9 protein-coding genes, 1 tRNA gene and 6 pseudogenes are annotated in these 15515 nt (G+C 70.0%); 5 read left to right on the top strand and 11 right to left on the bottom strand.

Features of this window, described 5'->3' with window-relative positions; translation table 11 throughout:
- The first annotated feature begins 648 nt into the window (after positions 1-648).
- Together ACP4J3_RS15255 and ACP4J3_RS15260 are read left to right on the top strand one after the other, a co-directional pair.
- The gene (locus ACP4J3_RS15255; protein ID WP_426534476.1) at positions 649-2118 is read left to right on the top strand and encodes a hypothetical protein; all 1470 of its coding nucleotides are present in this window, start codon (positions 649-651) and stop codon (positions 2116-2118) included.
- A gap of 48 nt (positions 2119-2166) precedes the next feature.
- Entirely contained in the window at positions 2167-2586 is a 420-nt protein-coding gene (locus ACP4J3_RS15260) for a DsrE family protein (protein WP_426534478.1), read from the top strand.
- Between the two features lie 274 nt (positions 2587-2860).
- Here ACP4J3_RS15260 and ACP4J3_RS15265 read toward each other — a convergent pair.
- Positions 2861-3316: pseudogene (locus tag ACP4J3_RS15265) on the bottom strand (sensor histidine kinase); the annotation flags it as partial.
- Positions 3316-3513: pseudogene (locus ACP4J3_RS15270) on the bottom strand (response regulator transcription factor); the annotation flags it as partial. The pseudogenes ACP4J3_RS15265 and ACP4J3_RS15270, both read right to left, overlap by 1 nt.
- A 355-nt stretch (positions 3514-3868) precedes the next feature.
- Between ACP4J3_RS15270 and ACP4J3_RS15275 the strand changes: the two are divergent.
- On the top strand, positions 3869-4396 hold the full coding sequence (locus ACP4J3_RS15275) for a hypothetical protein (protein ID WP_426534480.1): 528 nt from the start codon (positions 3869-3871) through the stop codon (positions 4394-4396).
- 141 nt (positions 4397-4537) lie between these two features.
- Positions 4538-5827, top strand: a complete 1290-nt coding sequence (locus ACP4J3_RS15280) for a DUF418 domain-containing protein (RefSeq protein WP_426534482.1) — start codon at positions 4538-4540, stop codon at positions 5825-5827.
- Positions 5828-6823: 996 nt separating this feature from the next.
- Here ACP4J3_RS15280 and ACP4J3_RS15285 read toward each other — a convergent pair.
- The 3 genes and pseudogenes from ACP4J3_RS15285 to ACP4J3_RS15295 all read right to left on the bottom strand — a co-directional run.
- Positions 6824-8629: an ABC transporter ATP-binding protein gene (locus ACP4J3_RS15285; protein ID WP_426534484.1), complete on the bottom strand. Its 1806-nt coding sequence runs from the start codon at positions 8627-8629 to the stop codon at positions 6824-6826.
- 98 nt (positions 8630-8727) lie between these two features.
- Complete coding sequence (locus ACP4J3_RS15290) at positions 8728-9342, bottom strand: hypothetical protein (RefSeq protein WP_426534813.1); 615 nt, start codon at positions 9340-9342, stop codon at positions 8728-8730.
- A gap of 73 nt (positions 9343-9415) precedes the next feature.
- A pseudogene (locus ACP4J3_RS15295) lies at positions 9416-9757 on the bottom strand (cation:proton antiporter); the annotation flags it as partial.
- 27 nt (positions 9758-9784) lie between these two features.
- Here ACP4J3_RS15295 and ACP4J3_RS15300 point away from each other — a divergent pair.
- Positions 9785-9854, top strand: a tRNA-Gly gene (locus ACP4J3_RS15300).
- Between the two features lie 86 nt (positions 9855-9940).
- Here ACP4J3_RS15300 and ACP4J3_RS15305 read toward each other — a convergent pair.
- From ACP4J3_RS15305 to ACP4J3_RS15330, 6 genes and pseudogenes are all read right to left on the bottom strand, one after another.
- Positions 9941-10834 (bottom strand): nuclear transport factor 2 family protein, encoded by an 894-nt coding sequence (locus tag ACP4J3_RS15305; protein WP_426534486.1) that lies wholly within the window; start codon positions 10832-10834, stop codon positions 9941-9943.
- Positions 10831-12474: a protein-arginine deiminase family protein gene (locus tag ACP4J3_RS15310; RefSeq protein WP_426534488.1), complete on the bottom strand. Its 1644-nt coding sequence runs from the start codon at positions 12472-12474 to the stop codon at positions 10831-10833. The genes ACP4J3_RS15305 and ACP4J3_RS15310 overlap by 4 nt, the downstream gene beginning before the upstream one ends.
- 199 nt (positions 12475-12673) lie before the next feature.
- Positions 12674-13219, bottom strand: a pseudogene (locus ACP4J3_RS15315) (S8 family serine peptidase); the annotation flags it as partial.
- 328 nt (positions 13220-13547) lie between these two features.
- Positions 13548-13920 (bottom strand): annotated as a pseudogene (locus ACP4J3_RS15320) (tyrosine-type recombinase/integrase); the annotation flags it as partial.
- A 27-nt stretch (positions 13921-13947) separates the two neighbouring features.
- A pseudogene (locus ACP4J3_RS15325) lies at positions 13948-14043 on the bottom strand (DNA-binding protein); the annotation flags it as partial.
- Between the two features lie 44 nt (positions 14044-14087).
- Positions 14088-15443, bottom strand: coding sequence for an extracellular catalytic domain type 1 short-chain-length polyhydroxyalkanoate depolymerase (locus ACP4J3_RS15330; protein ID WP_426534490.1), 1356 nt, complete (start codon positions 15441-15443; stop codon positions 14088-14090).
- Between the last annotated feature and the right edge of the window lie 72 nt (positions 15444-15515).

Raw genomic sequence — 15515 nt, forward strand, 5'->3', positions numbered from 1 at the left:
GCCATCGGGAGCCGTGTGCCCCGCATCGGACCGTGCGACGGCATACGGGAGGTGGCCGCGCCGGTCTCGCGACGAGGGGAAGCAGGACGAGACGAGCACAGGAGCCGACCACAACGGCAACAAAAGCCGACTGCTCTGCAGAGGTTGCGAGTCGATCCTTGCCCTGGCGCTCGGGGCACAGGCAACCCAGAGGCTGCCGAACGGCGTGCGTTCCGGCGAAAACCCGTGCACGCCGGACTGCCGCAAGCCTAGGCGGGCTCGCCCCGGGTGAGAACCCTCGCCGCACACGAACACGAGCGCGCGAAGCCGTTGTTGCTCGCCGCGGCCGGGCGGCACTGCACCGTGCACGCCTACCGGGACGCTGCCGCGCTGACGCGGCGCGCACTCGCCATCTGGCCGGAGGAGGCGGATCCCGAAGGCCGGCTCACCGCGCTGGAGCGCTTGGCGGACTGTGCCGAGCTGTGCGGGGAGCTCGAATCGGCCGTGGCGGTGTGGACCGATATCGCGAGGCTTCGGCACTCCCGGTGTGAGAGCGCCCTCGCCGGGTCAGCGTTTCGGAGACTGGCCAATGCCGCCGGGCTGTTGGGCGACTGGCCCCGCGCAGTCACAGCACGTGAGAGCGCAGCCGGCTCATAGGCAGCGGCGGGCATGCGCGGTGAAGCGGCGGCGGAACGGCTCGCTCTGGCCGATCAGCTGAAATCGGCGGCGCTGCTCTCGAAAGGGCTGGACCAGGCCATGGCCGCAGCCGAGGACGCCGAGGCGGCGGGCCGTACGGATCTGAAGGCCCGTGCGCTGGCGATGCAAGGCTCGCTCTGCTCCGCCCTGGGAGACGGACGGCGAGGAGTCCAACTCGCGCGGTCCGGGCTCGAGCTCGCCCTCACCGTACAGCTGCCCGAAACGACCGGCGAGGCGTACTACGAGCTCGGAGAAGCCCTCGGATACGCGGCCGACTACCCAGCAGCCGCTGACGCCATCGACTCGGCGATCGAGCTGTGTCGGGCGCACGGTGTCACCGAGCTGGGACGGGTCTGCTTCACCTGCCTGTCACCGGTGGTGCGGCTCATGGGCGAGTGGGATCGCTCACTCGCCATCTGCGGAGAAGTCCTGGGCGACGATCACACGCCGCAGGTACTTCGCATGGTCGCGGAAGAGGAATCAGGGCTGATCACCGTGCTCCGCGGGGATCCACGGCACGCGAGGGGACCACTGCGACGCTCCGCCGCCTTCGGCCGCGGCAACGAGGTCTTCGGCATGGAGGTGGGCGCGACTTGGGGCCTGGCCATGGTCGCCGAACTGGACGACGACGGTACGGCCCCCCACACCGTGTCGGCCATGCTGGAGCGCTGCCTCCTGAAAAGGGAATGGCACTACGCGCTGCCGGCGCTCCGCTGGGCCGCCACCTTCCTGGCGGAGCAGGGCGACGGCGGCGGGCTGGCGCAATGCCACCGGGTGCTCGCCACCGCCGCGACACAGAACAGTTCCCCCAAGGTACTGGCGGCCCTCGCGCACGCAGGCGGTGAGCTGGCACTGGCCGACGGCGACACGGCCCAGGCCGCCGCACACTTCGGCCGGGCAGTCGACCTGCTGCGCGACGTCAAGGCGCCGTACGAGAGGGCACTCACCCAGCTGCGCCGGGGCGCCGCGTTGGCAGGCGAAGGTAATCGCGACGCCGCGGTCTCCACGGTGACGAGCGCCTACCGGACCGCGCGCCAGCTGGGAGCCAAGCCGCTGGCACGCACCTGCGCGACCAGGCTGGCCGAGATGGGAGAGCAGGTCGACCGGCGGCTGGGGCGCCTCGCCGCACGCGCGCTGGAGCCCCGCCGGTCTCACTCGCCGGGAGAAAGAGGTGCTGCACCTGCTTGCCGGCGGCCGGACCAACCGCCAGATCGCCCGAGAACTCTTCGTCAGCACACGCACGGTGGACATGCATGTACGCCACGTACTCGAAAAGCTCGACTGCTCGTCGCGAGCGGCGGCCGCCCGGCGGGCGGTGGAACTCGGCCTGACCGGTCCGGCCGACCGGACGGAGACCCTCGGGGGGCGGCTGCCGAAAGTACGGCAATAGCCGGCCACGAACACGGCAAGGCGACGCATGTTGTCTCCTTCGCCCCTGCCTAGCGTGGGTGCCAGGACGAAGAACATACGCCCCCGGGCTGGGAGGCAGCCATGGAGAAGCTGGCCATCGTGGTGCGGGATGACGCCTACGACAAGATGCTTACTCCGCTGACGTTCGCTTGGCTGTACGCGGAGAAGGGCGCGCAGGTCGACATGCTGTTCGTGCTCTGGGCGGTACGCGCGCTGACCAAGGAGGGCGCCGGTTCGGTGCAGATCGAAGGTCGGCACAGCGGTGCGGACGCCGACGCGCTGCGGCAGAAGATGATCGAGGATGGTGAGCCGACGGAGATCCTGGACTACCTCACCTTCCTCAAGGGCACCGGCCATGTAAACCTCTATGCCTGCCGTCTCGCCGCCGGCAGCTTCGGGGTCGACGAGTCGAACCTGATTCCGGAAGTGGCGGGCATTGTCGACGCCACGTGGTTCCTGGAGGAAAAGGCAATCCCCGCGGACCACTGCCAGTACTTCTGAAACCGAACAAGGCGCGGGCCTTTCTCCGGTGCTCGGCCCGCCCCCTGGGCGCCACCTCCACCGGGACGGACTTCAACACTGGTGGACGGAAGTGACGCTGGCTCAGCATTCCTGTCGTAGCGTGGCTCCCTGACGACGCCGTGCCCATAGCGTGCCCGTAAGAGCGGACAACCCCAAGCGCCATCGCTTCCCAAGCTGAGAGCGCGAGTTCGATTCTGGGCCAATTTGCCACCTCAGAGGTATTCACGCCGATCCGCGTCGGAGTGGGTTGTGCTCAGGCGGGCCGGGTGGGGGCCCGTAGTTCGATCTTGTATTCGCCCTGTGGGGAGGGCTCGGCGGTGAGGGTGCCGTCGAGCAGTTCGGCGCGTTCTCTCAGGCCGATCAGGCCATGCCGGGCGCTGGGCAGGGCGACGGACGGGCGGGTGGGGGCGGTGTTGGTGACGGTGACGCCGAAGTGCTGCGCGTCATGCCACAGGCGCACCTCTGCGCGGGCGCCCGGGGCGTGCTTGCGGACGTTCGTGAGGGCTTCTTGGACCGTGCGGTAGACGGTGCGTTGGGCGGTTGTGCTGATGCTGGGCGGGAGCTCCCCGGTCAGGGTGGTCTCGATGCCGCTGTTGGCGATCAGCTGCTGGAGGTCGGCGAGGGTGGGCTGCGGGGTGAGTTCGGTGTCCTTGCCGCCGGAGGCGCGCAGCAGGGTGACCATGTGGCGGAGTTCCTCGAGGGTGTCCACGTCCGGATCTCCCTCAGGACGGTCAGGCCGTCCACGTCCGGCATCCGGATGTCGAGGAGCACGACGTCCGGATGCTCGCGCCGGATCGCGTCGGCGGCCTGCGCTCCTTCCGCGGTCGCCACGACCTGGATGCCGTCGGAGGCGTTCAGGATCAGCTCGAACCCGGACCGCACCAGCGCCTCGTCGTCCACCACCACTACCCGGATCACCGGCGTTCCACCTCACACTCGTCACACTGTCTGCTCTGTCCAGCTTCTCGGCGAACCGTAGGCCCCTGCACCCCGCATCGGGACGTCCACGTTCTCGTACGGTGATCGCTCGCTGTCGACGGTACGTCCGGCCAGGCGCACGACGGTGCGGCCGCTGTGGACACCCGCCACCCGGCAGGGCGGTTCCAGCCGTTCGGGGGGAGCGCTCCGGCCCGTCGGCGGGCGGGTGGGCGAGGTCTGGCGGATGGTGTCGGCGGTTCTCGTGCGTTGGGATCGGTCCGTGGGCCCGACCGGGTCTGCCGGCCGCAGTCGATTTCCGAACCCGTCCGAGGATCACCCAGCCATGCTCGAGTTGTACCTTCGTCAGCCTGTCCGTGCCCTGCGCCGCTGTGCGGCGCAGCCCCATGTGCTGTTCGGGGGCGTGTACGGGGCGGTACTGGCCAGCTCCATGGTGGCCGCCCTGACGGAGCAGGGTGAGACGGCGCCCGCCGACCGGTTCAGCAGCGCCCAGTGGCTCCTGATCACGGCCGCCGCATCGGCCTTGGCGCACGGTTACGCACATCTGATCGCCCTGCGCGGCGACCGGACCCATCACGGTGTGCGCGCCGCGTTGCGGCTGTTGCTGTCCGAGTGGCCGTTGGTGGTGGCGACGGTGCCGACGGTGGTCCTGCTGCTCGGCGCGGGCTGGGGGTGGTGGCCCTCGGAGGGCGTCGAGTACGTGGCCTTCGCCGTGAACGTCGTGCTGCTGTTCGCCTGGGGCCTGATCGCGGCCCGCGCTGCCGGTCGCACGTGGAACTCCGCCTTGATGATCGGCACCGTGGACTCGTTGCTCGGGCTGGCGGTCGTGGTGGCCAACGCCGTCATCAAATAGGGCGGTTGGCCGTCCGGGCCCGCCGGCCGACCGGGCCGGCGCTGTTCCGCCGGTCGGCGGGGTGGTCCCGGCCGGTCGGCGGGGGCGTCACCGAAGCCTGCCGGATGGTCCGCCTCCTGACGGCACCGAAGGATTCTGCGTATGACGCAGATACCGCCGCCACAGGAGACATCGGCCCCGCAGGAGAACTCACCTCCACGGCCCCGAACCTCGTCCGAGTCCGCCGTGCGGGCCTCGCCCGGCCCCTCGATGGGACGCCTGGTCGGGCTGGATCTGGCCCGCGCGCTGGCGGTGTTCGGCATGTACATCGTGCACATCGCCCCGATGCCGTCAGCCGGGGACAACCTCGGCAGCTGGGTGTACTTCCTGGCCGAGGGACGCTCGTCGGCCCTGTTCGCCACCCTCGCCGGGTTCTCGCTGATGCTGATCGCCGGCCGCCTCGAGCCGAAGACCGGCCTGGCGGGCCGGCAGGCGAAGGCCCGGATCGCGATCCGCGCCGTGGTCCTGCTGGCGCTGGGCACCGTGCTGGCGATGGAGTACGGGGACATCATCATCCTCGCCTACTACGGCGTCTACTTCCTCCTCGCGCTGCTCCTGGTGCGACTGAGCGCCAAGACGCTGGCGATCATCGCGGCGGGGATCGCGCTCGTCATGCCGCAACTGGCGTTCGTTTTGAAGATGTGGCTGAGCGACTCCGTCCAGCAGAGCATCAACGCCTACGACCCGCTCGAGAAGCTCAGCACCGTGGGAGTACTCGATCTGCTGCTCACGGGCCTCTACCCGACGATCACGTGGATGGCGTTCGTGATCGCCGGCATGGCGCTGGCCCGCCTCGACCTGACCGCCGCCACCGTCCAGCGGCGCCTGGCGGCGCTCGGTGCAAGCCTCACCGTAGGCGCCTATGGCTTGGCCACGCTGCTGGGTGGCACGAGCGCGGTGTTGAGCTTCAGGGGAGGCGGAGGGCCGTCCAGCGGCTCCGGAGCGGGGTCCATGGGCAGCGGGTCCATGGGCAGCGAGTCCGGGGCAGGGTCCATGGGCAGCGGGTCCGGCGGGTCCGTGCAGTCGGCCTCGGACCTGCTGGGTGCCGTGTCGCACACCGGCACCACCCTCGACACCATCGGCTGCCTGGGTGTCGCGATCCTCGTGATCGTGGGCGCGACGGTGGCCATCGACCGCCTGCCGCGACTGCGCCGCCTGGCGAAACCGGTCATCGCCGTGGGCACCATGTCCCTGACGGCCTACGTCGGCCACTTCCTCGCACAGTCCGCGTGGCCCGCTTCCGGCGCCGGCACCACGAAGTCCTGGGTGCCCGTGCTCATGTACATCCTGGGGGCGATCGTGTTCGCCGCGATCTGGTCCCGCTTCTTCCGCCGCGGCCCCCTGGAGTACCTGCTCAACGCCGCCACCAAGCCCGCCAAGTACATCCGGTGAGGTCGTCCGGTCGGGGTGGCCCGCTTCGGTCGGGGTGACCCGCTTCCTGCCCATCCCGGCCTGGTCAGCCGTCCGAGGCCCGCAAGGGGATCACCCTTGCGGGCCTCGGCCGTGGTCCCTGGCCGGCTGATCTCAGCTCCGCCTGGCGCCAACCGGTCGGCCATGGGCGCGGTCCGGACAGCTGCGGGACATGCGTGGGCCTGGTGTCGGCGCGGCCCGCGGGCAAGGACCGGTGCGGGTCAGGACGCGGCGGCCGCCGGTGTGGCTGGGAGCTCAAAGGTCAAAAGGCGCCCGGCCTCGGACGCGGTGCGGTGGATGACCAGCCGTCCAGGGGAGCTCCACGAGCGAACGCCCCAGGCGAACGTGAACCGGCAGTCGGGACATCCGCCGAGTCCCGTCCGTGCGCGGCCGGGGGCTGCCCTGTGGGTGTCAGGCAGCGGCCTCTGAGGGCGTCGGTTCCTGACGGAGGATCTCCAGTGCTCGGTGGAGGGTGCTCTTGGGCCTCCGCTTTGCGTGCGCGCCACCACTCGGTCCTCAGGTTGATGCCCGGCCAGGTCGCCCGGATGCGCAGCAGGGCGTCGCGGCGCAGGCGTGTGTACCCCCCGAAATCCTCGAAATCCTCGCGTGCTGCGAACCGTTGGCCGGTGTGCCGGGCGCCGGCGGCGCCGAGTGGTTCGAGGACCGTGCGCGCGTGCTCAGGCATGGCGCTCGATGGCATGGAGGAGGTCCGCGAAGGTGGTGCAGGTCGCCGGCGTACCGGGGCGCGGAGTGGGCTGCCGGCCGATGCCCGTGCGCATCAGGTCGGGCGGGTGGCCGTCCGGCCTGCTCAGTGGGCCTGCTCGCCCTTGGCCATGAGCACAGGCTTGGGGACTCCCGGGTGCGGGACGGACTGGGCGGGCAGCGAACCGCCGCAGCCGGCTGCCCCCCGCCGCACGGCGGGGGGCAGCCGGTGGATGACGGCCGACGGCACCGGCGAGCCCACAGGTCAGGCCCGCCTCACCCGCGGGGGCGTCCCGCCGTGGTCAGGAGCTGTGTCGCCGCGAGCTGCGCGTACAGCTCGTCCTTGGCCACCAGTTCCTCATGAGTGCCGACCGCGCGGACCCTGCCCGCGTCCATGACGACGATGCGGTCGGCGTCCGTGACCGTCGACAGTCGGTGGGCCACCACCAGCACGGTCGTCTCGCGAGCCGTCTCGGCGATGACGTCCCTCAGTGCCAGCTCGTTGACGGCGTCGAGCTGCGAGGTCGCCTCGTCCAGGAGCAGCAGCCGGGGCCTGCGCAGCAGCGCGCGGGCGATCGCGACGCGCTGACGCTCGCCGCCGGACAGTTTCGTGCCGCGGTGCCCGACCGGGGTGTCCAGGCCGTGCGGGAGACGCTCGACGAGGGCGTCGAGCCTGGTCCGGGCGAGGACCTCGCGTATGTCGTCGTCGGTCGCGCCGGGCGCGGCGAAGACCAGATTCTCCCGCAGCGTGCCGGCCAGCACCGGCGCGTCCTGCTCGACGTACCCGATGACGGACCGCAGCTCGGGCAGCGGCCACTTGGTCACGTCCTTGCCGTCGACCAGGACACGGCCGCCGGTCGCTTCGTAGAACCGCTCGACGAGCGCGAAGACCGTCGACTTGCCCGCGCCCGAGGGGCCGACGAACGCCGTCATCCCGCCGCCCGGCACCTCGAAGTCCACCCGCTGGTGGATGTCCGGCAGCCGGGGCCCGTACCGGAAGGACACCTCCTCGAAGCGGACCGACGCCGGACGCGGCCGCACCGCCTTGGTCGCCGCGGGCCGCACCGACCGGTGCCGGTCCTGCGGCTCCGTCGCCAGGCCGTCCACCTGCGCGATCCGGGCGATCGCGGCCGCGCCCTCCTGGTAGTGGGACGCTGCCTCGACCAGCTGGTACACCGGCTCCATCAGGAAGAAGAGGTACAACAGGAACGCGATCAGCGTGGACACGGGCATGTCCCCGGACGCCACCCGCGCCCCGCCGACGGCGAGCACCGCGAGGAACGCGAGCTCGACGGCGAGGTTGTCGGCCGAACCCAGCACGGCCTCCCACTTCGCGCTGCGCACGCCGTGGCGCCACGCCCTGCGTGCCGCCGCCTCGACGCGAGCGGTCTCCCGCTCCTCGGCGCCGGACGCCTTCACCGTACGGAACGCACCGAAGACCCGCTCCAGGCCCGTGGACATCTCCCCGACAGCCGCCTGCGCACGCTCGGCGGCCTGCCCGATCTTCGGCAGCACCAGCACGGCAGCCACACCGACGACCGCGACCACGCCGAGCGTGACGCCCAGCAGGACGGCATCGAGGAACGCCATCACCACGACCGCCGCGACCAGTGTCACCGCCCCCGTCGCCGCGGAGACCACCGCCTGGGTGCTGACGGCCCGCAACAGCGTGGTGTCGGAGGTCACCCGCGACATCAGATCGCCCGGCTGCATCCGGTCCACCTCCGCGAGGCGCAGCCGCAGCAACCGTCCGATGAGGCTGCGGCGGGCGGCGAGCACCACCGACTCCGCCGTCCGTTCCAGCACATAGGCGCCGAACGCCTCGGCCACCATGCCCAGCAGGACCAGAACGGTCATGGCCAGCAGGATGGTGCCGATCGTGCCACCGGACGAGAGCCGGTCGACCAGCGCCTTCGTGGCCAGGGGCTGGAGCAGCCCGCCGGCGGCCCCGGCCAGCGCGCACAGCAGACCGAGCGCGACGGCCCACCGGTGCGGACGGACGTACCCGTACAGCGCCTTGAGCGTCTCGCGGGCGCGCGGGGATTCGGCACCCGTCGCCTGTGGGGCGGATGCGGTGTTCACAGGATTCCTTTTCTATGTGTTCGGCTTCTATGTGTTCGGCCGCGCACCGCGTCAGCGGCTTCGGGCATCGGCCCGCCGAGGGCCTTGGGGCACGGAGATCAGGCGTACGACGGCCAGAGAGAGGCCGCCCGCGAGGCGAAGAGGTGCACCCCTGCTTCGTAGGACTCAGGACGAACGACGAACAGGACACCGGCGCCCGCCATCAGCGTCAGGCAGAGAAGTTCCAGCAACCGGCCTCTGCCAGGCTCGACGGCGGTCTCGGGCTCCTTGTCACGAACGTGCTGTGTCATGCCTTCAGCCTGGACACCCGGCCGCTCGCCACCCATCCGGCGCCTGTCGGGTCCTCCCCCGCCGAGTGGCTGGAGAAGACCGGCCTGAGGTAGGACGGCCTGCGGTAGGAGGGGCACATCAACCCTGCATGGCCACGACCCGTGAGTCCGGCTCGTCGGTCCCCGGGTGCCGGGGCCGCCGGCAGCCGACGGGGGCGGGCCGGTCAGGGACCGGGCGATGACCACCGAGCCGCCGCCGTGGAGCAGCACACTGCCGAGCACCGTCAGGGTCATGGCGTGCGCGCCGACCATGAGCCGTTCTCGCCAGGTGAACTTCGAGCCGAGGAAGGCGAGCATGATCGGAAGGATGCGCACGACGGTGAGCGCGGCGACGCAGAGCACGATGGCGGACCAGTCGACGCCCTTGCCCAGGGCGAGCACCACGGCGTTGCCACTGGAAGTCCGAGGCGTGGGGAGCCGGGGCGCCCCGTCGGCGGACCGGCGCCTGCCTGACGTAGCGGAAGGCGATCCCGCACACGAACGAGGCTACGAAGCCATTGCCGTCCATCGCCGTGGTCACGGTGTAGGCGAGCAACGGTGTGACCAGCACGACGATCCGCCGGGACTGCTCCGTCATCCACTCCGCGCGGTCGGCCAGATTGATCAGCCACGCCACCAGCGCCCCGACCACGAAGCCGGCCACGAGGGCCTTCAACGCGAACGGCACGGCCGTGCCCAGGGCCTGCGCGGGCGTTCGGCTGACGGGGTTGGTGCCGACGAGGATCAGGGCGAACAGGAAGAGGGGCGAGACGATGCCGTCGTTGTAGCCGCGCTCCGCAATCAGCCCTCGAAGCTGCACCGCAAGCGATGTATCCCCAGGTCAGAAGCGGTGTCGCCGTTGAAGCGCCGTCGCTTCCCAAGCTGAGAGCGCGAGTTCGGTTCTCGTCACCGCTCCAGGATGAAACCCCAGGTCAGCGACCTGGGGTTTGTTGGTTGTCTAGTCCAATTTTAGAGGGAGTGCCCTCCGCGTGAACTCAGGGGGCTACTGCCCGTCGGCGACGACGTCCCAGTGCTCGATGATCTTTCCGTCGACCACGCGGAAGAGGTCCACGACGACGTAGTCGGAGCTGAAGACCCACACCAGGTCCCCGTCGGCCAGGGTGTTGCCGAACCGGGTCCCGCCGCCTCCGGTACTGCTGGGCGAGGGGGCGCCCTGCGTGTTCTGCTCGAAGAACTGCTTCAGCGGAGCCGTTCCGTTCGGGGCGATCGGGTTGTGCTGGTAGTACCGCGGATCCCAGCTCTTGTCGATCACGGTCGCGTCACCGTCGGAGAGCTTGCGGTACGCCTCGACCGCGAACTTCCGGTTCTTCTCCTCCTGTTCCTCGGACAGGGTCGGTTCCCCGTTCGGGTACCGGTGCACGTCGCTGAACAGCGAGTTCCCGCTGGCCGTCTTCGCCGGCACGGTCTGTGTGATGCCCCAGTGCTCGACCAGCTTGCCTTCGCTGACCCGGAACAGGTCGGCCTTGGCCTCGCCCGTCGCCTCGTTCTTCGGGGTGGCCGACGCGTGCCAGTGCACGGCCACCAGGTCACCGTCGGCGGCCACGTGCTTGACGGTCGCCACCGCGCCGGGAATCTTCGCCTTGACGTCCTTGAACTGCTTGACCTGTCCGTCGGCCCCGCCGGGCACCGACTTGTCGTGCTGCACGTAGTCGGTCGCGACGAGTTCCTTCACCACGTCGGTCTTGTCCTTGTTGAACGCCTCCGAGTACAGGCGCAGAACGAGCGCCTTGTTCCGCTCCTCGGAGGCCGACGACGAGCGGGCGGCGGACGTCGTCGACGGGGTGGCCGGGTCGTTGCCGGACGTGCTGCTGCAGGCGGTCGCGAAGCAGGCCAGGGCCACGGCAGCGAACCAGGGCAGGGTCTTGCGGTATCTCACTTCAGTCTCCTGTGTACGGTCAGTCCGGTTCTACTTGGGGGAGGTTCACCAGGGGTGCCGGTGGCGCGGATGGTGTTGGTGCCGCAGTGCACCTCGCCGCCGAAGGCGTGGTGGGTGCGCCAGTCGTCCAGGTAGCGCACCCGCATGCCGGCCTTGGCGTACGCCCGGGTCACCGCCTCGGCGAGGATGTCCTTGCCGCCGATGACCGGGCCCCACTGCTTGGGGGCGAGGTAGGTGGTGGGGGTCAGTACGACGCCGTTGACGGCGCCGGGGTGGTAGGCGCCGACCGGGCGGTCCTGCGCCGGGGCGGGACGCTGACCGGGCAAGCCGCCGAAGCTGCTGTCGTACATCGCCGGGATCCTCACGATCTCGGCGTCGGTGACGCCGGTCTCGCGCTTCAGCAGCGCCAGGTTCTCCTTGATCTTCCGGGCCGCGAAGGCGTTGGCCTTGAGCAACTGCCGGTCGGACAGGGCCTGGTCGATCGTGGGGACGCGGCCGTCGGCATAGGAGCGGGGGATGGAGAAGACCTTGGTGTGGCCGTACCCGTCGCGCTGTGCCTTGCGCAGCCGGGAGCCGTGCCGGCCGGTGATGATTCGGCCCGCCGGGTGGGACGTGCCGTTGTGGGTGTACGGCGGGATGGTCTCCAGGTTGCCGGTGGAGTTGATCTGGTCGTACCGCCCGGTGTTGATCTGTAACGCGCCCGCACCGGGGCCGCGCAGCTCGAAGACCTGCTTGCCCGGGTCGCGGTCCATCTGCGCGGAGCGGATCATCACGCGCAGGACGCGCGGCTTGCCGCCGGGGCCGGGCATGCTGACATAGCCGGGCTCGATGAAGTCCTGTGCCCAGATGTCCGAGCCGCCCTTGAACTTGTACGTCGGCCTGGTGATGCCGGCCCGCCGCACTTCCTCGGCCAACTCGTGCGCGAACTTCCGCCGGTTGGGGTCATCGCGGTTGCCGTCCACGACCAGCGCCTGCTCGGTGCGCTGCAGGTGGTGCTGGGGCAGGACCGGGGCGGCGCGCAGCATCACCTCGTCCGTGGAGGTGCGCTCGCCGTCCGTGACGGTGAACCGGACGGTGATCCTGCCGTCCCAGCCCTCCCGTATGACGTCCCGCCCGTCCAGGCCGAGTCGGAGCCCGGCGCGCAGTTCGGCGGCGGTGACGCGGGTGCCGGCGGTGACGTAGGTCCAGGTATCGCCGCGCTTGAGGAACAGCCGGACCTTGGACTTGCCCGCGCCGACCAGTCGGAGGCTGCCGGTGGCGGCGTCCGAGACGTTGCCGACCGGGACCGTGCGCAGCGGCGCCAGGTACTCGGGTGCCCCTACGACAGTGCCCTGGGCGTCGTTGCATGCCTGGAGCGGGGCGTTGGACAGCCAGCGACCGTCCGGCCTCCTCGTCTTGCAACGCCGCTGCTTGTCACCGATGTTGGGCAGGAAGATCGCGCCCCGCCCGCTGTTCCACATCGTCTTGCCCCGGACATCGGAATCCCCGGTGACATCGACCGCACCGTCTCGGTTCACATCGGCACGAATGTCCGCCTGTACGGCCCCCGTGCCGGCAGCCGTGGCCGCCGACACAGTGCCGGAGACGACCGCCAGGGCGATCGCCGACGCTGTCGCGGTCCTGGCCCTGACTTGGTCCATTCACGTACTCCTCATCGGTGGTGACCCGCACCGCCATCCCATCTCGACCCCATGAGGCATTCACTCCGTCGGCCCGCGGGACCACCCCCGCCGACAGGCCGGACTCCGGTCATCCGAAAGTTGCAGCCGTGACGGGCAGCGGAAGTCCTTCCAGGCCATGGCCTCGCCGCTGCCGGACGGCAACGAGCAGAACCGGTGCCCCCTGCGCGGTGACGGACTCATGGAAGGTGCTGATCCGGTACGAGCCCGCCGGGGCCTTCCAGGTCTTGCCGTCGTCGCGGTCACCCAGTCGTGCCGATGGTCACCCCACGCCCGTCCGCCTTCGGGTGCTGGCTTCATGAAGTCGACGGCGCCCGTCTCGAAGGTCGGGTTGTGCGGGTTCTTCGTCGGGGTGTTCGCGTCCGGGCCGGTAGCCGAGCTTGTCGTACGTACGGCCCACCGAGCGGCCCTTGATCGCGTCCAGTTGCTCGGCGGCCTGCTCGGTCTGTCCCGGCGCGGTCGCGATCATCATCGTGACGGTCTTGGCGTGCTGCACCTTGGCCTGCGCGAGGAGGTGGGCGTCGTTTGAACCGAGCTTGGCAGGGGTGGACTTGACGCCGGGGTCGGCCGTGGTGGTGGTGGCTGCGGCGAAGGCCGCGGGTAGGGGGGCGGTCGCGGCAAGCGCGGCGACGAGACCTGCGGCCACGGCGATACGGGCGACGTGTCTCGCGCCCGATGTCGGGGCCGGGTGGGGGGTGGTGGGCATGCGCGATCCCTGGTGCGGAAGGCACAAGAGATCTATTTTGTTGAGAGTTCACGTGTCGCATTCGCGACCCTGACACAGACATTCCACACACCATCGGGTTGCCCCAGGCGGCTGCGTCGTCCACCACCACCGATTTCACCCAGTCCGAGCCCGGCGGAAGTCACGCCGCCTCAGCATTCCTGTCGTAGCGTGGCTCCCTGACGAGCCGGTGTGCCCGGCACTTCAGCCATCGCGTGCCTTGAAGTCCCGCGCCAGCAGGCGCGGACCATCGTGTCCTTGAGCGTGGCGCCCGAGCGGGTTGCGGGGAGGAACACGGGGAGGACGACGGCCCGGACGCCCGCGTCGGACTCGGTCTCGCCAGGAGCACGCTTACCGTTGTGCCCTTGAGGAGGCGGTACGCCTTGGCGACGGTCGTTTTCGCTTTGGTGGTGCGGAGGCGCTCAGCCCGCCACTCGTCGGGAGGATGTGCAACCGGAGGAGGTGCTTGTACAAGTCACCGGTACGAACGGCCAGTTCCCGCTCCTCTGACCCACTTCTCGGCGTAGACACGGAAGTTGACCGCTACGGCGTCGGGAGCGCGCCAGTCACCGCGTGCGCTCGCCGTCAGATCCGAGGTACGACGCCGTCCAGCGGCCCGACCGGTACTGCCGCACGGCACCGAACCGGCGGCGTCTCCCCTTCTCGACCGCGCTCTCCGGGATGCGCACATGTCGGCCGACCTTCACCTACCGGACGCGCCGCTCCTCGATCAGCCGCCGAGGGAAGTGGGCGATCGTGCCGAGCAACTCGGCGACCTGGCCGACGGACAGGTAGCGGTCATTCATGCGGTGGGCTCTCCTTCCGTTTGCGCGACCACGGCGCGGTGGTGTCAGCCGAGGTCCCACCGCTGGTTGCTGCCGCCGTTGCAGTCCCACAGTTGGACCAGTGCGCCGCCGGCGGTGGAGGCACCGGTCACATCCAGGCACAGGCCTGACTGGACGCCGGTGATGGTGCCGTTGGAGTTGAGGTTCCATTGCTGGTTGGTGCCGCCGTTACAGTCCCAGATCGCGACTTTGGCGCCGGCCGCGGTGCCGGCCGCGTCGAGGCACTTCGCACCGCCGTAGACGGTGAGCTGCTTGGTTGACGTGCTGGTCCAGGTCTGGTTCGTGCCGCCGTTGCAGTCCCAGATCTGCGTCTGGGTGCCATTGGTCTGCGAAAAGCCGGGCACGTCCAGGCACTTGCCGGAACCGGTGGCGTGGATCGGACCTGTGGTGGTCCCGCCGCTCCCGCCGGAGCCGTCGAGCCCGAAGAAGGCGATGGCCCGGGCCGCCATACCACTGGCGGGCAGGCTGTGCCCGGCGCCTTGGATGCTGATCGCCTCGACCGGTGCCTGCGCGCTCGCGGAGCCGTAGCGGGTGCGGGTCCAGTCGGACTGCGGGGAGTCGGTGAAGACCGGGGTCTGGCTCACCCCGAGCACATTGGTCCACTGCTTGATCTCTTCACCGAAGTTCGCGTAGTACAGCGCGTCGTCCTCGGTGCCGTGCCACAGCTGCATCCGCGGCCGGGGGCCGGAGTACCCCGGGTAGGCGTTCCGCACGAGGTCGCCCCACTCCTGCGGGGTCTTGGTGATCTGGCCGGTGGCGCAGGCGCTGTTCCAGCCGGAGCCGTCGGTGGTGGCGAAGCAGCCGAACGGCACGCCCATGAACGCCGCACCGGCCTTGAACAGGTCGGGGTAGGTGCCGAGCAGGACATTGGTCGTCATCGCGCCGGACGAGGCGCCGGTGACGTAGACCCGGTCGGCGTCGGCGTTCATGTTCTGCACGGTGTACCGGACCATCGAGGCGATGCTCATGGGGTCACTGCCCCCGTCATGCTTGAGCGCCTGGGGCGAGGAGACGTCGAAGCACTGCCCGCTGACGTTCGCGTCCGGGTAGACGACGATGAACCCGTACCGGTCGGCCAGGCGGGCGAACTCCGTGTTGGAGTAGAAGGCGGGCCCCATGCCGGTGCAGTAGTGCACTGCCACCAGCACCGCCGGGCGTGCCGGGGTGTTGTCGGGCCGGTAGACGTACATCCGCAGGTTTCCGGGGTTGCTGCCGAAGTTGGTCACCTCGGTCAGTGACGCGGCCGACGCGGTGGTGGCCGAGGTGCCGGTCAGGACGAGCGCCGCGATCAGCGGCACGATCCCCGTCAGCAGGGCTACCAGTACATCTCTGACGCTTCTCTTCTTGGACTTCCGGGACATGACGCTGTCCTTTCTGGAATCCGGCACGGCGGTTGCTGTGGTCAAGGGCGCCCGAAGATCCTCAAGAAGAGG

The organism is Streptomyces sp. UG1 (genome assembly GCF_049974585.1).
Taxonomy (GTDB): Bacteria; Actinomycetota; Actinomycetes; order Streptomycetales; family Streptomycetaceae; genus Streptomyces.